19 protein-coding genes are annotated in these 18,077 nt (G+C 42.7%); 11 read left to right on the top strand and 8 right to left on the bottom strand.

The features are described from left to right. Positions 1 to 395: 395 nt before the first annotated feature. Positions 396 to 962: a hypothetical protein gene (locus ABMY42_RS18790; RefSeq protein ID WP_005451891.1), complete on the bottom strand. Its 567-nt coding sequence runs from the start codon at positions 960 to 962 to the stop codon at positions 396 to 398. Then, positions 962 to 1,597 carry a LysE family translocator gene (locus ABMY42_RS18785; RefSeq protein WP_349266631.1) on the bottom strand — a complete coding sequence of 212 codons (636 nt, stop codon included), beginning with the start codon at positions 1,595 to 1,597 and terminating at the stop codon, positions 962 to 964. Before ABMY42_RS18785 ends, ABMY42_RS18790 begins: the two co-directional genes overlap by 1 nt. 403 nt (positions 1,598 to 2,000) lie before the next feature. Between ABMY42_RS18785 and ABMY42_RS18780 the strand changes: the two genes are divergently transcribed. The 8 genes from ABMY42_RS18780 to ABMY42_RS18745 all read left to right on the top strand — a co-directional run bounded on the left by ABMY42_RS18780 (position 2,001) and on the right by ABMY42_RS18745 (position 10,376). Next, the gene (locus ABMY42_RS18780; RefSeq protein ID WP_349266630.1) at positions 2,001 to 2,504 is read left to right on the top strand and encodes a hypothetical protein; all 504 of its coding nucleotides are present in this window, start codon (positions 2,001 to 2,003) and stop codon (positions 2,502 to 2,504) included. Between the two features lie 88 nt (positions 2,505 to 2,592). Continuing rightward, positions 2,593 to 3,087, top strand: a complete 495-nt coding sequence (locus ABMY42_RS18775; protein WP_005451888.1) for a hypothetical protein — start codon at positions 2,593 to 2,595, stop codon at positions 3,085 to 3,087. A gap of 76 nt (positions 3,088 to 3,163) precedes the next feature. Further along, positions 3,164 to 3,868 carry a molecular chaperone gene (locus ABMY42_RS18770; RefSeq protein WP_349266629.1) on the top strand — a complete coding sequence of 235 codons (705 nt, stop codon included), beginning with the start codon at positions 3,164 to 3,166 and terminating at the stop codon, positions 3,866 to 3,868. 1 nt (position 3,869) lies between these two features. After that, a complete protein-coding gene (locus ABMY42_RS18765) occupies positions 3,870 to 4,556 on the top strand; it encodes a fimbria/pilus periplasmic chaperone (RefSeq protein ID WP_009696975.1) in 687 nt (228 codons plus the stop codon). After that, the gene (locus ABMY42_RS18760) at positions 4,540 to 7,023 is read left to right on the top strand and encodes a fimbria/pilus outer membrane usher protein (protein WP_349266628.1); all 2,484 of its coding nucleotides are present in this window, start codon (positions 4,540 to 4,542) and stop codon (positions 7,021 to 7,023) included. The genes ABMY42_RS18765 and ABMY42_RS18760 overlap by 17 nt, the downstream gene beginning before the upstream one ends. Then, on the top strand, positions 7,013 to 7,885 hold the full coding sequence (locus tag ABMY42_RS18755) for a hypothetical protein (protein WP_272759422.1): 873 nt from the start codon (positions 7,013 to 7,015) through the stop codon (positions 7,883 to 7,885). Before ABMY42_RS18760 ends, ABMY42_RS18755 begins: the two co-directional genes overlap by 11 nt. A gap of 107 nt (positions 7,886 to 7,992) precedes the next feature. Then, positions 7,993 to 8,661 carry a response regulator transcription factor gene (locus ABMY42_RS18750; RefSeq protein WP_017188108.1) on the top strand — a complete coding sequence of 223 codons (669 nt, stop codon included), beginning with the start codon at positions 7,993 to 7,995 and terminating at the stop codon, positions 8,659 to 8,661. Positions 8,662 to 8,897: 236 nt separating this feature from the next. Beyond that, entirely contained in the window at positions 8,898 to 10,376 is a 1,479-nt protein-coding gene (locus ABMY42_RS18745) for a carboxypeptidase M32 (RefSeq protein WP_349266627.1), read from the top strand. Positions 10,377 to 10,506: 130 nt separating this feature from the next. Here the strand turns inward: ABMY42_RS18745 and ABMY42_RS18740 are convergent, their stop codons facing one another. After that, a complete protein-coding gene (locus ABMY42_RS18740; protein ID WP_005451880.1) occupies positions 10,507 to 10,809 on the bottom strand; it encodes a DUF3861 domain-containing protein in 303 nt (100 codons plus the stop codon). A gap of 203 nt (positions 10,810 to 11,012) precedes the next feature. Between ABMY42_RS18740 and ABMY42_RS18735 the strand changes: the two genes are divergently transcribed. Continuing rightward, a complete protein-coding gene (locus ABMY42_RS18735; protein WP_017188109.1) occupies positions 11,013 to 11,450 on the top strand; it encodes a MarR family transcriptional regulator in 438 nt (145 codons plus the stop codon). 91 nt (positions 11,451 to 11,541) lie between these two features. On the opposite strand, the gene ABMY42_RS18730 is transcribed toward ABMY42_RS18735, so the two are convergent. From ABMY42_RS18730 to ABMY42_RS18715, 4 genes are all read right to left on the bottom strand, one after another. Then, on the bottom strand, positions 11,542 to 12,114 hold the full coding sequence (locus ABMY42_RS18730) for a hypothetical protein (protein WP_349266626.1): 573 nt from the start codon (positions 12,112 to 12,114) through the stop codon (positions 11,542 to 11,544). Positions 12,115 to 12,163: 49 nt separating this feature from the next. Beyond that, positions 12,164 to 12,694 (bottom strand): RNA 2',3'-cyclic phosphodiesterase, encoded by a 531-nt coding sequence (gene thpR, locus ABMY42_RS18725; protein WP_349266645.1) that lies wholly within the window; start codon positions 12,692 to 12,694, stop codon positions 12,164 to 12,166. A gap of 104 nt (positions 12,695 to 12,798) precedes the next feature. Next, positions 12,799 to 13,746 carry an LpxL/LpxP family Kdo(2)-lipid IV(A) lauroyl/palmitoleoyl acyltransferase gene (locus ABMY42_RS18720; protein ID WP_009696982.1) on the bottom strand — a complete coding sequence of 316 codons (948 nt, stop codon included), beginning with the start codon at positions 13,744 to 13,746 and terminating at the stop codon, positions 12,799 to 12,801. 242 nt (positions 13,747 to 13,988) lie between these two features. Continuing rightward, positions 13,989 to 14,927 (bottom strand): LysR substrate-binding domain-containing protein, encoded by a 939-nt coding sequence (locus ABMY42_RS18715; protein ID WP_349266625.1) that lies wholly within the window; start codon positions 14,925 to 14,927, stop codon positions 13,989 to 13,991. Between the two features lie 466 nt (positions 14,928 to 15,393). Between ABMY42_RS18715 and ABMY42_RS18710 the strand changes: the two genes are divergently transcribed. Beyond that, positions 15,394 to 16,023: a LysE family translocator gene (locus ABMY42_RS18710; RefSeq protein WP_349266624.1), complete on the top strand. Its 630-nt coding sequence runs from the start codon at positions 15,394 to 15,396 to the stop codon at positions 16,021 to 16,023. A 147-nt stretch (positions 16,024 to 16,170) separates the two neighbouring features. Here ABMY42_RS18710 and ABMY42_RS18705 read toward each other — a convergent pair whose 3' ends face one another. Then, positions 16,171 to 16,323 carry a hypothetical protein gene (locus ABMY42_RS18705; protein WP_171904784.1) on the bottom strand — a complete coding sequence of 51 codons (153 nt, stop codon included), beginning with the start codon at positions 16,321 to 16,323 and terminating at the stop codon, positions 16,171 to 16,173. A gap of 314 nt (positions 16,324 to 16,637) precedes the next feature. Between ABMY42_RS18705 and ABMY42_RS18700 the strand changes: the two genes are divergently transcribed. Further along, a complete protein-coding gene (locus tag ABMY42_RS18700; protein ID WP_349266623.1) occupies positions 16,638 to 18,065 on the top strand; it encodes an APC family permease in 1,428 nt (475 codons plus the stop codon). The last annotated feature ends 12 nt before the right edge of the window (positions 18,066 to 18,077 follow it).

Below are 18,077 nucleotides of genomic sequence, written 5' to 3'. Positions count from 1 at the left end.
ACTTGTGTAACCGTTCCTCCGACAAGTCACCACTGACAGGAACACACAAGCCTTTAGTGTTTACTAAGGCATTAACCAGAAGTACAGCAAACGATTAACGCTCTTATTTATTGATGCTTGATATATAAATTATCAGTGGAGGTGTGGAAAAAAAGTGAGTCCTGAATGAAGCGTTTAACTACTTAAATCGAGGGAGTCCTTTCTGATTTGTTAGTACTTCGCTCAATCAAAACCGTTGCAGGTCTATCGAGAGAAACTAGCCATGATTTGATATACCCCTATAACCTCGCGATGCTTGGCTATAAAAAAGAGACAAGCCGATCGACTTGTCTCTTTCTCATTTCATCATATTGTATTTATACCCAGGTCACTCCTAGATACTTAGGTATAGCGCATCAATCTCTGAGCCATTGATGATCTTCACCACCATCTTTCTTATTGAAAAATGCAGAGTGCTGCTGTTTGAACTGATCTGCTTTTATCTCTGAAATCGGCCACAATGTAAAATCTTCACGAATAAAGCTATCGTCAATACCAAACTCAAGCGTTCTTAGCTTATTGCCGATAAATCGATAGATGTACGTTTCACCGGTCTTCTCGCACACCATTGGTACATGCGACATCGGCTGACCATTGACTGAAACTGACACCCATTTACTACTCTTTGGCTCACAAGACGCTTGATTTACTACATCAATTTCGAACTTGTTGTCTAAGGTCGTACCGACAAAGACGACGGTGGAATCTTGCAAATAGACGCGCCTTAATAAAAGCTGTTTAGTATCTTGAGTACGTGTGGTTTGAATACCATTAGAAAATGGTTCGAAGTAAGACCAATGCCAGTTCCATTGCATGCCTTTTTCAACAAAGTGAAGTTGAGGTATGGTTTTCCAAGCCACAATACCAGCAAGCGCCGCAATAAAAGCGATCAGGATAATTAGAATTCGAACAAGTGAGTGCATTAGACTGGTTTTTCTACAAGTAATTTAACACCAAGTGCAACCAGTATCGCTCCAGTTGCCCCTTCCATCCATTTCATAAAACTTGCATTTTTTAACAAGCTTTTCGCGGAATTTAATGCACCAGCCAGACCACATTGCCAAACCATCGCAATCATAAAGTGAATAGACGCCATGAGCATAGATTGCATTAATGGAGAACCTTCTGGGTTAACAAACTGAGGTAAAAACGCCAAATAGAACACTGCCGTTTTTGGATTAAGCACATTAGATAAGAAGCCTTCACGGAAAGAGCGTTTACCGCTATACGCTTGGTGGGTCTGTTCAGAGACAGCAATGCCGCCATTCGATTTCATTAACGCTCTCAAACTACTTAATCCAAGCCAGATCAAATAAGCAGCACCCACCATTTTCACCATTTGAAATAGTTCAGCGGATTGAGCTAAAACAGCAGAGATGCCTACAGCAGAGAAAAATGCATGAACAAACAGACCGAAACAAATACCTAAACTTGTCGTACAACCATCTTTAAGACCTGCACGACTGGTGTTACGAATCACCAAAGCTGTGTCCAATCCCGGTGTAAGCGTCAAAATAGTGATGGCAATGAGGAATGCCTCAAAATTCAAAATATCCATATTCTTGTAGTGAGTGATTGTGCATTACCCATCAATACCGTCAATCCACGCAATTCGCAAGCAACTTTTGTGATCAACATCGTTGAAAATCACATAACGTACAAAGCCATACGCATAAAAGCACTTAATAAGCATACACACAAATGATTTTAAGATGCAGGGCTCAAAACGTTGTCATTGATTCGAGGTCAAGGAAAACAACGTAGCGTCTACAAACCAAGTCATTCTCGCTAAACAAAGCATCTCGAGGTTACTTGAGCATAAGGTCTTTCTTATATAAAGAGAGTTACTACTATTTCTACAACTTTTATAAAAACGATCAACCTCCTTTACTACTCTTCTATTTCCATCAGGAATTATAGTTTATTTCAACAACACAAAATAAACGAAAGTTGGTGTGCAAATGGGATATATGCTTCTTTTTCATTGCTGCCTGATGATCGCAATTTGGTTATTTATATTTGCGCCACTATTTATTAACGCAAATACCTTAACGATGAACCTTGTTGGCAAATTAGAAGACCGATGTGAGATAAATTTCACGTCAGGTCAGAAAATCGACTTGTCAGACAGCAATATAAAAACACTACCATTGGACATATATTGCAACCAACCACTCGGCGTAAGCGTATATTCAAAAAATGGCGGACTAAAATTGGATAAAAGAGATGATATTCCACCATTCGAGTATTTATTTGAAATCAACATTAACAAAGCAAATATTCATGAAGAAGTAAAAAGCATTGATTTGCTCTCTGAAAAACGCTTTGACAGTTCAGGTGTTATTCCTTTCTCGGCACTAGGAGAAATTAGAATAACACTAGAAGACCGCTTGCTATACGCAGGCTATTACGAAGACGTGATTGAAATTGATGTATTCCCCTCAATTAACAGCGTCATCAACTAGGAGTTCTGTATTCGATACAGAGAAAGGCTAGCTCGGTGGGATTTGGGCTAAACATGTATGTTATCTCTCAAGTTAAAGGAATCTTTTTATGAAAAAACTTACGATTTGTGCAGCGGCTGTTACAGCAATTTTCGGTTCGCAAGTTCACGCAGGTCCGGGTGATGTTCAATTAGTGGGTTATGTTTCTCCAGTATGTGAAGTATCAGGGCTTGCTACTCAATTGCTCGACTTTGGTGATGTAACACAAGAACAAACTGTTTCTATCGATCTGGATATGAAATGTAACGATGTCGATGGTGCAACCGTTTCTTTGACCAGTTCTGAAGGTGGTCTTGAATCGGATGATGACGAAGATTTCGCGCTAACTTATACCGCAACTTTTGCGCCTACAGGTCTTCCATCATTTGATCTAAATGCACCTGGTGGTCCGGGTTTAAACGATGTCTCTAGTGAGCTGTCATACCCAGGTTCTTCGGGTCTAGCATCTGGTGTTGATGCGACATTGACTGTACAAACAACAGAAGTGGCAACATGGGCGGGTGGCTACTCAGATACGCTAACCGTTAACGTGACTTCTAACTAAGTTCCCCTCCGGGAGGCTAAGCGTATAGCCTCCCTTTCTACACAGCCATACCAAGCTGACATTGATGGAGCTCAACATGACTCGATGGATTATCCTAGTCGCAACATTTTTATTTTGTTCTTACGCTAACGCATACAAGGTTGAACCTATGGTTGCTGAGATTGAACCCATAGGCAATCGAGCCCAAATGTCGATGCGTATCGACAATACATCCCGAGTACCCCTAACTGTTGAGCTCTATCCTTTTTCAATGACCATGGATGAGCAAGGTGTAGAAACAACAAAACCCGCAGACGATGAATTGCTCGTTATTCCAGTAACCGCAATCATAGAGCCAGGTCGCTCTCAATCGGTCATGATTCGTTATTTGGGTGATCCTTCAATCTCTGAATCAAAAGCATACCGTGTCTCCATTAAGCAGGTTGAAGTAGCCCGTGGCGAAGAACAAAGCGCTAAGATGGGGTTATTACTTCAATTCAATACACTAATTAATGTTAAGCCCAAAAATACATCGGCAAACTTAGATATAAAAAGTGTCAAACAAAAAGGAAGCAAATGGATTGTTGAAGTAGAGAATAATGGTAATAGTTATGGCAGGCTAACGAATACTAATTGGCATTTAACGGATGGCAGTAATTCTAAATACCTGAAAGGATTAGATATCAGTAAGTTAATCGCAGGCACACTTATACTTCCTCATTCAACACGATTTTTTGAAATGAAACCACTGAAAGGGTTTGACGTGTCAGATTTGTCGATAGAAATAGAACAGGATAAATAACATGTTCTATCAATCTATAACATGTCTAATCTTGTTATTATTTAGTGGTTTTTGTAATGCAATCATTATTTCACCGACTGTATTTGAATTGAACACAGATAGAAATACAACATCACAGATCATAGTGACAAATAATTCAACAGAAAAAATGCCGCTAGAAGTAAGTATTCATCAGCTAGTATTTAAGAAAAATGGTCAATATGAAACCAAAGCATTAAATAGCGACGCACTTTTGGTTTTTCCACCAGCAGCAATGTTAGCACCGAACTCAAAGCAAGTATTTCGTATTCAATGGCTTGATCCTTCTGTACAAAAAACATCCTCTAGCTACTTTATACGCTTTACGCAAGCTCATTTAACGGGTGCTAATGGACAAAGTAGAGCTTTGCCTGTGCAGCAGAGCGGAGTCAAAATTAAAGTGCATTATAACGCACTGCTTCATGTGTACTCCAACAACCAACAACCTGACGTCACCTTGGAAGTGTCTGATGCCGGACAATTGGTTATTCGTAATACTGGCGAACGCTTTACCTACTCTCGACTATTGTATTTTGAGCCGTTAACAGCGACAGAAAATTACTCACTCCAACAACAAGTCGGTGACCAATTTTTGCCACCATTTTCTACCTTCACCCTGCGTTCACGGAAAGCAATCCCAGTAGGAAAATATCATGGAAGAGAGCAATGAGCGTCGGAGCAGTGCTGTTTGGCTCCTATTCATTTTATTAACGATTTTATGTATCGCTCAAATCAACATCAGTTGGGCACGCGAGGTTGTGCTTAATCCAACAGGTCGAGATATCGAGCTATCCTCTCTTTTAAAAATCAGTGACAGCGTCTTGGGTCAGGCACAAGTCACCATTACCGCTGATGACGAGATTCGCTTACCGAAAGACAGTACCATCGCCCTACTTTCGTCATCTGTCGCCGAGTCAGCCTTAGAAAAATTACGAGACGCCCATTCAGAGACCTTATCTCAAGAAGACTTTCGACGTGCCGGGCTTGGGCTTACCTTTGATTTATCCACCCTAGAATGCATCATTTCAGTTCCTAACGAATTGAGCGTCACGCGACAAATATCGTTAGCTGAAGACAATGAACATTTTAATTATTCTGAACCCAGCTTTTTCAGTGGTTATGTTAATGTCACCGCATCGGCGAATGAAACTCAGACCATAGCAGAGCAAAATGACCGACAAAGTATTTACAGTACAAGATTTGAATCGGGCTTAAACGCAGGTTCTGCAAACCTTGAATACGAAGCCACCTTTGAAAAAGGATCGTCTCAAGACTCAGATTATTACCGCCAAGGCACGCGCTTAAACTATGATTTTCCTTCACAAGGAACGCGCCTTGTATTGGGTGATATGTTTAACTCTGGCAAGAGCTTTCAAGATGGTACCGACATCCTCGGAATCGGCATCACACGTGACTTTACTTTAATTCCTACTCGAAACGTGCGCCCTAAAGCCAATCAGTCTTTTACATTGCAACGCACCTCGAATGTCGACGTTGTTATCGATGGCATTGTCGTTCAGAGGCTGACACTGGGCGCAGGCAGCTATAACTTGAGTGATATCCCTCTCGCACAAGGTACTAACGATGTCGAATTGGTGATCACCGACTCTTCTGGGCAAACCGAAAGAATTCAATTTTCTGTCGCAACGGGGTATGACCTTCTTAACAGCGGAGAGTTTGAGTACAGTTTAATGGCGGGCGTGCCGTCAGAGGTCAATAACAACGAGCTCGATTATCAAACCGATCAAAAATTGATACATGGTTATCTTGATGTTGGCGTATTGCCATGGCTTACGCTAGGCGTAAACGGTCAAAAACGTGAAGACCTGTACCAATATGGTGGGACGGCTTTAATTGCAAGCTCACTAGGTGTCACCGAATTGTCCGCCTCTCAAAGCCATCACCCCACTCTCGATTCTGGGCAAGCATTCCGCGTCGCTTTCGATGCAGAATTTGATGATGACAACCCTTGGCAACCACAATTAAGTGTTTTCTATGAATACCAATCGGAAAACTTCGCGGGCGTAGAAAGCTACGACACTATCGACTCTCCTCTCAACCAAACCACTCACTATGCCTCGGCGTTTGGTGCGTTTTATATTAATGACGATTTACGTGCAGCCATGACGGTCAATTACCGCTCTGGCACTGAAGATACTGCGAATTATTGGTCAGTTAGCCCTAGCCTGTCCGGTTCGTTCTTCTCGACACCTGCGACATGGAGCGCAAGGGTCAACTATCAGAACAACGACGTCGGTTCAGATGAATGGAATACGTCTCTCACGTTAAGCTGGCCATTAAGCGATTCCACACGATTAGTCAGCCGCTACAACAGTGAGGTCGATCAAGCAGCACTAGACCTCACTTATCAAAATAATGTAGGTAATACTGGGGGCATGTCAGGCTATGCTTCTGTTGTTACCAGCCGAGACAGCGACGCTGACATTGACCTTGGCGTTAACTATTCTGCCAACCGCTTTCAAGTTATCGCTGACCACGCTACGCGTATGGAGAGTTTGAACGAAGATATAAGAAACCACAGTACGCGTGTAGAAGTCAGTAGTGCGATTGCCTTTGCTGGTTCCTCAATCACAGTTGGACGCCCAGTCCGTGAAGCGTTTGCAGTGGTGTCTAAGCACCCAAGCTTGGAAGAAAACAATGTTGATATCGATCCAACTCTAGATGGTGAAAACGCCCGCGTATATAGCCATAGCGCATCCAATGTATTGATACCGGACTTGGTTGCATACAACCCTCAATTGATCAGTTATGACGTAGAGAACCTACCGCCCGGTTACGATTTAGGTGACGGGGCATTTTGGCTGAATCCTGGCTACAAACGCGGTTACCAACTCAAGATTGGCTCAGATTCTGTGTTAACTGTAATGGGAACATTACTCGATCGAGATACTGGCAGCCCTATCCCTCTCATTGCTGGCGTGGCGACTTATTTGGGTAGCGAAACCCAACAGCCCATCGAATTCTTTACTAATCGAAATGGCTTGTTTGCAATCTCCGGCTTACGCCCCGGTCAATACCAACTCACACTCGACACAAAAGAAAAACAGACTGTGGTGATCACTTTAGATGAACGCAGCAATGTTTTAATCAGATTAGGAGAGCTTTATGTGGATTAAACCTTTTATCACTCTAATATTGCTTGCTCCCCCAGCATTAGCGGGTTCTCTTTGCTCAATGAGTAACTTAAGTGTCGAACCTGCTTCTACGCAGGCACGCTATGATGTGTTTGCCTCTGGTGCATACACACTCATTTCGACATATCGACTGCGCGCCAATATTGAAGGCGAACAATGCCAAATTCCGGTCAAGTTAGAGATTGATGATGGTGACTCTTTTTTAAAAGGAGAAGCCAATGCCCAGTTAATTTTCGAATGGCAAGGCGGGAACGGTTACCAAAAAGGTAATCAATGGCATGTCGTCTTAACAGAGAATAACGCTGATATCACCTTTCAAATACGTTATCCGGCTCAACAATGGCTCGCCTCAGGTATTTATCAAGGCAAGCTCGAAGCGACAGTATTAACCGAACAACTGCTCAATAACGAATATGTTTTACCGGCTGTGACAAATATCGCAGTCACTGTTTTGCCAATGGCCAAAATACAGTTTTATGGTTTGACTCAACAGCATTACGAATTGGATATGGGGATACTCCAATCCAATAAAGTAGTTACATCCGCGCCCAAACTTTGGATTCAAAGTAACGCCGGATATAACTTGGTTTTTGAATCAACAAACCGAGGTGCGCTCCGACACAAATCTGCGGACACCCAATGGGACATTAGCTACGATATGTATCTGGATTCTAAGCAAATTAACCTAGATCAGGCGAATGCTAGAGTCAGCGAAAATACGCCATCTAAGGGACACGCCAAAAACATGAAATTTATCATCGGCGATACGCTAAATAAACCGGGAGGTACCTACAACGATGTGCTCCAGATCTCAATTGAACCTAAGCTTTCGCAACAACCTTAGGCAGTCGCAAAGTTGAAACAGAGAAAAGTGGCGAGCACTATACCCCTAGACTAAGGTGATTACATTATCAATATTATTAGTACAAAACTATTATATAGGGGCTAGTTATGAATATGGGGACGCGTAGGAATGAATTAGAATCTAACATCCTTCTTATTGGTGAAAACTGTATTCAAAACCAGTTTATTCGCCGAGAGTTGGAAAAGAACCCCCAAAACAAACTTACCCGTAAAAGCATCCATTGCTTAGACGACGAAATTAACTTGTCCAGCTACAACGTTGTTCTGATTTCTAACTATTTATTGGAAGAAAGACCACTGTCTGACTACATCTCACTCAAAACAAAAAACACCGACTTAGTGGTTTATGACGTACCGAAAACGGGCTCTGATCTTCGGCTTTTTTCTTGTCTCAATCTCAAAGGCGTACTTTATGAAGATTCGCCAATAGAGCATTTAACTCGCTGTATCGATGCCGTCTTAAGTGGCGAATTATGGTTACCTCGAAAACTGATGGCAAAAATGCTGATTCATTTCAGACCTTATGCCATCAGCTCTCAAGAAATCAGCAACACATTAACGAAAAGAGAAAAACAAATCCTCGATCGTATTGTTCAGGGACAATCAAATTTAGAAATTGCTGACGCCCTGTTTGTTGCGGAGAGCACGGTAAAAACCCATGTTTACAAGCTTTACAAAAAACTCAACGTTAGCTGTCGTAAGGAAGCCATTCAAAAATTCAGCCGCCCTCTTAGGCAAGAAACTCAAGAACATTAGCCATCGCTGACTCTAGCTTTGTTTCTCAACGCTCCTTTTGGTTAGGTGTACAAGTGTCTGAATTTGTGCACAATAGACCTGCATTGTTTGTTAATAAATAGTAAATTAGCAACACTTCTCTATCGGCATTCTCTTGATGCGGCACTTTTTCTGCATCGGTGCTGAGGGACTCGAACAGTACGTTCAAGGACCCCGCTTGGGGCGTTTAAGGAAAGAACATAACAAAGAGTAGTCACATGAGCGCATTTCAAAAACTCGTCGAACATTCAAAAAAAGTCTCTAACTTTGGTCACTTAGCCTCCATCGTAGGGTGGGACCAAGCTGCCGTTATGCCATCAGGCGGTGCGGAAGCCCGTTCTAATGCAATGGCAGAACTTAATGTCCACATTCACTCTCTTATGACTCAACCTCATTTAGGTGATCTATTTGCACAAGCAGAAGAAGAGTCATTATCAACGCAAAATCAAGCCGTACTGCGTGAAATGAAACGCGATTGGCAGCAAGCGAATCTACTGCCTGAATCTTTAGTACAAGCGCAATCTCTCGCAGGTTCTAAGTGTGAACATGCGTGGCGTAGCCAACGTGGGAATGATGACTGGACTGGTTTCGAAAAAAACTGGGCAGAAGTCGTTAAACTGTCTCAAGAAGAAGCTCAAATTCGTGCAGAAGCTGCTGGCACATCACCTTACGATGCCATGCTGGAACTGTACGAACCAGGCACAACATCCGCGTCTCTAGACGTGTTGTTTGCGGACGTAAAAACATGGTTACCATCAATGATTGATGAAGCCATCGAGAAGCAAAAAGCCAACAACATCCTGCTTCCGAACGGTCATTACCCGGCTGAAAAACAAAAAGCATTGGGGCTGGAAGTCATGAAGCTGCTTCAATTTGACTTCGAACATGGTCGTCTTGATGAAAGTGTTCACCCATTCTGTGGTGGCGTTCCTACTGACGTTCGTATTACCACTCGCTACGACGAAAAAGAGTTCGTGCAATCATTGATGGGTATCGTACATGAAACAGGTCACGCGCGTTACGAGCAAGGTCTGCCAAAATCATTAGCAGGCACTACGGCTGGTGAAGCTCGTTCAATGGGCATCCACGAATCTCAATCTCTGTTCTTCGAGATGCAAGTGGGTCGCAGCCAAGCCTTTGTTGAGCACCTTGCTCGTCTGGCTTCTAACCATTTCGAAGGTCCTGAGTTTGCTCAAGACAACTTGTCGAAAATCTACACTCACGTGGAGAAAGGTTTCATCCGTGTCGATGCTGATGAACTGACTTATCCTGCTCACGTTATCTTGCGTTACGAAATTGAACGCGATCTCATGAATGGAGTTATTAAGCACACTGACGTTCCAGAACTGTGGAATGAGAAGATGAAGGCTTACTTAGGTCTGTCAACAGAAGGTAACTTCAAGAATGGCTGTATGCAAGACATTCACTGGACGGACGGTGCCTTTGGTTACTTCCCTTCCTACACGCTCGGTGCAATGTATGCAGCTCAATTCATGGCTGCAATGAAGCAAACGGTTGATGTAGATGGAGCGATTCACTCTGGAGATCTATCCCCAATCTTCACTTGGCTATCTGATAACATCTGGAGTAAAGGCAGCTTGTTGTCTACTGACGACTTGGTAAGCCAAGCCACGGGCGATGTATTAAACGCGAAACACTTTAAAGCACACTTAGAAAGCCGTTATCTTGGTAAGTAAGATTTGCTTTTGAAAAACCAAAAAGGCTGGTGAAATACCAGCCTTTTTATTAGTTTTAAATTTATCCCAAATAACCTCGAGATGCTTGGTTCAACGAGAATGACTTGGGTATAAAACACAGTTAAATCGATCATTGAGCTTGTTGACGCTTCACTGTGCTTTTCAAGTTTTGCATGAAATTTCTAAAGTGCGGCATAAAGTCAATAAACAACGGATGTTTACGATCTTTCATCATCACGGGTCCCAGCAGGCGAAGCGCTACACCAACACGAGTCGCATCAGTTGGCTCTAATCCACTGCCCTGATTAAGCTTCTCAACAATGTTTAGCATGTCTTCACGATCTTGAACTTCAAAACTCAAGCTTCTTGCTTCACACCCTTCTTCAACATTTACTTCTTCAATGGTGATGCGGTAGCAGTTGTCTTTTCTCATCTCATTTCTCCAATCAAAATTCATCAGCTTGTTAAAAAGCGTTCAATCTTTGGTTTGATGGTCACGGATGTTATGGTCATCAACACCATTGCTAAGGATTCTGTTATTCAATTCTAGCTCTTGAAGTTGCTTTCAATTAAGTTGATAATGTCAACTATAGTTATTTAGTTGATAATGTCAACCACTTTCACTTGGAGTGTTACATGTCGAATCCAAAATCGCTGGATAATCTATTCCAACTCGTACACGCTTTGAAGCGTCAACTGCACGAGCAAATAGAGCAACTAGAACTCCCTATCGCACCTATGCATGTGCGCGTTATAAAAATCATCAGCAAGCAGTCACCTTGCACAGCAATGGATGTAGTGAACTTCTTAAATAGAGATAAAGCGCAGGTTACACGCTTAATTAAGACATTGATTGAAGAAGGCTTTATTGAGAAAACACCAAACCCAGACGATAAGCGCAGCCAATGTTTATTGACCACCGAGAAAGGCAATGATGTGTTAGCGAAGATCAAAACGGTCGACGCCAAGATCTTTCAAAAGATGACGCTAGATGTGTCGGACGACGACCTTGCCGCATTTCAGATTACTGCAGGTAAGTTAGCTGATAATTTAGCGAAAAAAGACAGCAAGTAAACTCACGTAGCCTCCAAACTTTTATGAGTAATAGCGGTTATTTTCCATGATCGTGATTGAATAAGAGAGCAACGCGTGCTGCTCTCTCCAATTAAGCTCTTATCCGGCTACGAATTTCTAATGTTTCTTGGTAAACATCTTCAAGGTGATACGGCTCAATTGCTTCATTAGAAATAAGCCACTCACCCAAGATCGAATCATCTTCCGTTTTTACGGCAATACAAGTGCCATCAACAAACATAATGTTGAGCCCATAGTCGTAGATAACAACTTCTGAAGAAGGGACAAACGCTTTATCAGCCAAATTTTCTTTTACTGCTTTACGGCTGCGTAATCGAATGACGTCGATACACTCGATCACTTTAGCTTCTTCACAAAACCTCACGCCTTCAAGCTGTGTCAGCTTTACCTCTTGTGGATTCAGCTCATCGACAAACCTTGCTACTGGCAAATGAAAGTCATGACCTTGGGGGCTTGTGTACCATTCGTTTGTCAGCTCAACAAAACCAGTAGGCATCTGAAAAAACAATGGAGATAAGCTTGTCACCAGATCTGATTCAAGGCACGTATTATCAAAACTTGTCATTAACTTGCATTCTAATCCTACAATGCGCTTTAGTGCGTGTATCGAAGCATCATCCATTTGATAGTCGAGTATTTCCATTACTTACCTCCTTACTTCATTGCTGACAGTTTTAATAACATAAACATCATCAAGAAGATGAACAAGCGACTTCTTCGATAACTTGATAGCTCAATTGCCCCTCTATCGTTTTACTTTCCATCAATGCGATGGAGTAAATTGGTATTGTTAGCGGTGAAATAAGAACCTCATCCAAAGGGGCTTGTTTTTCGACATGTCGAGCTAATGTAATGTGGGGGACGTACGTGCGTGACTCTGTCACAAACCCATGGTGCTCTAGAGTTTCTATTAATGCATTTTGTCGTTCTGCTATGGCGGGATTGTTCTTGATGCCTAGCCAAGCTAACTGTCTACCACTTTGATGGAACGTGCCGAGATGATCGACGACAATCTGATCGCAAGAAGGCGTGACTGTGTGGAGAATCTTTGTGAGTTGCTGAGTTTCCTTGTTGGTCGATTCACCAATAAACGCCAAAGTAATATGGAAGTTGTCTTTTCGGGTATAACGCCCTTCTATTCCCTTTTGCTTCAGCTTATCTTGAATCAGTTTGAGCTTTGACTTACTTGCATCGTCAAACGTCATTGCAAAAAACAATCTCATCATAAACGTCCTTAAAGCCAGAATATCCATATTGTGGCAAACAAGCCTATGGAAATGAATCAACAGATAAAAGAAAGCCCAGAACAAACGTCTGGGCTTGGTGTTCACATTGCGGGTGCAAGTTGAGGTTTATACAAACAGCATTCACCATCAGGGCGTGTCTTAAAACGACGGTGCAACCACATATATTGACTCGGGCATGCCATGATCGATTGTTCTACGATCTTATTTACAAACACTGCCGCTTGGTCTGGGGCATTTTTCGGAAAACCTTCAACAGGAGCACGAAGGGTCAATGTATAGTGACCATCGCTACCACGAACCATGGTAAATGGTACTATTGCACAGTCTGTTGAATCGACGAGCAAGCTTGTTCCTGTCGTAGTGCATGCACGCTTTACTGCAAACAAAGGTGCAAACGTCGAGCGACGCGTACCATAGTCATGATCCGGTGCGTACCAAACGCGATGGCCAGTATTAAGTGCTTCGAGCATGCCCTTAACATTTTTACGATCGATCAATGTACGATTCGAACGAGAGCGTCCCTTGTATTGAAAGTAGTCAAAACAGGGGTTGTTGTTTGGTCGGTAAACACCAGAACCAGATTTTTTGATGCCAAACGCACGAGCACCTAATTCTAGGTTCATTGAGTGAACCGCTAGCATTAATACGCCCTTCCCTTGTTTCTCAAGCGCTTCGATGTGCTCCATACCTTCAATTGTCACGTGTTTGTTCACGCGTTTATCCGACCAGAACCATGCCATCGCGGTTTCGAATAAGGCAATACCTGCGTTGTCGATGTTATCTTTTAAAATCGCATTACGCTCTTGTTCACTCATCGCTGGAAAACATAGTTCTAAATTACGTTTGATCGTGACTTGTCGCTTTTTCATTAATCGCATAGCAAGACGACCAATTCCGCTTCCTAGCGCGAGTTGAACACGAAATGGGAGGAGACTAAAAAGGTACATGATGCCGATAATGATCAATGTGCCCCAGTAGCGAGGAGCCAGAAATTCTGCCTTGAATTTTGGTGCAGTATGCTTATTCATGAATGTGTCATCAGACGAGTTCGCCTATAAAGTTCTAAAAACAATGATAGAGATTAAAATCATTGGCTGTGCTTATTACAAAAACTAAAGCGCGCGGATTCTAGGGCTCTTTAACACAACACACAATAAGAACTTTCCGATATTGCGGTCAGACCTATCAACTTGAACATAAAGGTCGTGATTTTCGTCGAATGGACACAAAAAAGCCGCCTTTCGTGGTTACAAAAGGCGACGAGTTAAGACTAGAGTTTTAAAACTTCGCTATCTAATACATTCTCTTTTACTAATTCAGACAGAATAGCGTTTGTTTTCTCTCTAAACAGATCTCTAAGTAGCCTTACCGTTGGCGTTATAGACTGTCGGCTTGGGCAAATTAACCATAGTTCCGTTGGCGTCGGTTTATATTCACTCATGACATTCATTACCTTGCCATCCAGTAAGTCCTGCGACATGTCTAAACAAGATTTAATGGCTAATCCTTTGCCTGACACACACCAACGTCGAACTAAGTCTCCGTCATTCGAAGCTCGGTTTCCTTTAAGTTTCACTTTGTATTCAGCACTGCCATCAGAGAACCCCCAGACATCTTGCAACGTATCGTGCAACTGATAAAGCAACCCATTGTGCTCAGCTAAATCTTGCGGATGCTTCGGTGTTCCTGCGAGATTGAGATACTCGGTTGTAGCGCACAATAATCGAGGTACGTTACAGATTTTAAAACCATACATACTGGAATCCGTGGGCGCACCATAACGCAACGCCATATCAACCGAATCACGGTAAAAATCTATGTTGCTGTCACTGATGTTGCTTCGCAATGTGACTTTTGGGTAGCTATCCATGAATTCATCCAACCATGGCGTAACCAAATTGCGCCCTAAATCGGAAGAGAGAGCAATGCGCACCTCTCCATCAATGATATCGAGATCCTCACGCATGTTCTGCTTTGCATGTTCTAACATCTCTAGCGCTTTTTCACATTGAGGAAGGTAACGTTCGCCGGCGCTGGACAAACGTAAATGGCGTGTAGTACGAACGAATAGCTCCGCACCTAAAGAAGCTTCAACCCTTTTCACTGCTGCACTGGCCGTTGCTGTTCTCATATCGAGGGCTGTAGCAGCCCCAGTGATACTCCGAAACTCAGCGACTTTGAGCACGACTTGCAGATCTTCAAGCAACATATTATCTAATCCTATTTGATAATTTTCTGTTGATTATAATGCTTTAGAAAAGATAAGCATGTTTGAAAAGTCACTTTTACTTAAGTCAGTTAACCTACTTGATCTACATTGCCCCTTCTGCCAAATAGAATTCTAATATACCCAAGTAACCTCGATATGCTAGGTTCAGCGAGAATGACTTGGTTTGTAGACGCGGCGGCGATTTAAAGATCTAGTCATTCTAAATCAAGAATCGGCAACAAAGTATACAAGCCAAGGCAGGTCGCCCTTTGGGAGCGTGTCATTGACCCGATTGCTGCGTCAAACAACTTGGAAAGAGCTGGCTATTACACTGCGTTGTTTTCCTTACTCTAGAATCAATGACAACGCTCTGAATCCTGCATCTTGAAGTTACTTGGGTATAGTCGTTTGTTTTTAAACACAAGCAGGTGTATAAACAGCGTGTAACCTTTCTATTGGAATAACCATGAACCTCGATACCTTGTTGGCTTTCGGCGGAATTGTTTTCTTTCTAGCGATAATTCCAGGTCCCAATGCCTTGTTGATACTGTTTACTGCACTGACGCAGAGCCGCCGCTTTGCCATTGCTAACATCCTTGGTGTGGCACTTGGCTTTATGATTCATGCGTTTGTATCCGCAAAAGGGTTGAGCTTGCTGCTTTCTCAATCGGCATTGGCGTTCAACATTCTTAAATGGATGGGCGTTGCGTATTTGGTTTGGTTGGGGATCAACAACCTAAAAAGCGGTCTTAAACTGGCTGACCAGAAGTTAAAGCTCGATCGTAAAGTTGAAGAACAAACTCTTAAACAAGCCTTTGTGAAAGGATTACTCACTAACCTTCTTAACCCGAAGATCGTGCTATTTTATCTGTCGATTTTCCCACAGTTTGTACAACCAGAACATATTCTTGAGCAGAGTATGATTCTAGGAACACTGCAAGCAGGTATTGTGGCAAGTTGGTATTTATTCGTAATTTTCTTCGCAACGAAATTGAAAGTGCTGCTTACTTCTTCGAAAACCAGCAAGTGGTTGAACTACGTTAGCGGTGCATTATTTATCTCTTTCGGCGTAGGGTTAGCAAATACTCGGTTTTAGACACAACGAGTTTTTCTGAACGAACAAAAACACGCTCTTTGGCGTGTTTTTTATTTTATACCGTTTTAACTTACACCTAAGCCCCTCGAAGTGCTTATTTAAAGAGCACGACTTGGTTCAACAACGTACGTTCGGTGTCTTTTTATGTTAGCCAAATACCGCAGCCAACAATAAGATCACAACAAACAGTGCTGCGACTAAACCTAATAAATACGATAGTTTTCCGGTGCCACCTTTTGGTGCTTGATTGCAACATCCCATCATTTTCTCCATCTTGTACAACTTGTTGGTCGTATCCAATCTAGACCTTCCCCCAAGGTGAGAGTCAAACATTGGCAAAAATCCGCTAAATTTCCATATTTTCGGTAATAAATAATTCGCTATAAACACATTTATTAATATGCATTTTTTAACTCAATTTTGTGTTTTTTGACCAGAGCAAACGATTAAATTGATTACGATTAAGCCACTGAGATTTCGGTTCATTTTTGGGTAAATACATACCATTTTTGGCTATATACCCACAGATTCTTGCAGCCCTACAATACGCCGGTCTTACTTGTAGCACGCGGGTTCGCATCCAGAACTCGTGGCTCAATCATTAAAGGTATCGAATGAGCAATATCGCCAAATCCGCCGTCAAACTCAGTGTCTTTTCTGTCATCATGATTACGGTTACGTCCGTCGACAGTATAAGGAACATTCCGGGTGCCGCCTTATTTGGTAGTCACGCCATCTCTTTCTTTCTATTGGCTGGTCTTTGCTTCTTCGTTCCAACCGCATTAGTTTGTGCAGAATTGAGTACCACTTATCCGCAACAAGGCGGTGTGTATTTATGGGGTAAAGAGACGTTAGGTCCAAACTTTGGTTTTGCGACCGTGTGGTATCAGTATGCCGAGAACATTGTGTACTACCCACCGCTCATTTCATTCATCGTCGCGACTGGCGCGTATCCTTTCTTCCCTAAACTGGCACAAAACAACATCTTTATGTTGATCATGATTAACGTGATTTTCTGGGCTCTGACCTTGGTCAACATCTTTGGTTTGCGTTTGTCTTCGCTCATCACCAATGTGTTTGGCACTTTGGGGCTTATCTTCCCTATCCTACTGATCATCGGCTTGGGCGGCTACTGGGCTTATACCAACCCTAGTGAATCGCATATCTCCCTTCGTCATGCGTCTGACTGGCTACCGGATTTCTCGCAAGATGGTATTGGTGCAGGCTTTACAGCAGTTGTGCTTTCTCTAACAGGACTTGAGATAACTACGTCTTACGCAAGTGAAGTCGACAATCCGCAAAAGACTTACCCTAAGGCGCTGATTGCTTCAACTGTGTTGATTTTAGTCTCTTTGACTGCATGCTCACTTTCCATCTCTTCCGTAGTATCGAGCGATCATTCCAGCTTGAGCGAGGGCGTAATTCTGGCATTCAAAGCGTTCTTTGATGATTTGAACATGTCATTCATGCTGCCAGTTATCGCACTTGCCATTGTGTTTGGCAGCTTAGCGAGCCTAAACAACTGGATCATTGCACCAACCAAGAGCCTACACGTCGCCGCAAAAGACCACTTCATGCCACTGACGCTATCAAAAGAAAATAAGAACCAAGCGCCGGTTCCACTTCTTTTGCTACAAGGTGCGATTGTGAGTGTGCTTTCTTTGGTGTTTATCTTGGTACCAAACGTGAACCAAGGCATGTGGCTATTGAATATTCTAATGACTCAGCTCTACATGGTGATGTACATCTGTATCTTCGTAAGCTTCTTGGTATCACGCCGTAAACATGCAGATATTGAACGTCCATTCCGCGTGCCTGGCGGCAAGTTCGGTATGATGTTAGTCGCAACACTTGGCTTGGTCAGTTGCTTAGTAACTATCTTCGTTTCATTCGATGTACCAGCAGGCATTAGTGCTCAAACTGGTGCTTACGCTTTGATTCTTGGCTTTATCGCCTTCAGCTTGCCAGCAATTGCAGCGGTGATGTACCGCAACCGTAAGCGTCGCCAACAAGGTCAATTGATTGAAGCGATGGCGAATTAATCTGATCAATGT

The sequence above is a fragment of the Vibrio sp. SSH13-20 genome (genome assembly GCF_040104475.1).
GTDB lineage: Bacteria > Pseudomonadota > Gammaproteobacteria > Enterobacterales > Vibrionaceae > Vibrio > Vibrio harveyi.
Note: the sequence above shows the minus strand (reverse complement) of the source record. Positions and strands in the feature narration are given on the sequence as shown.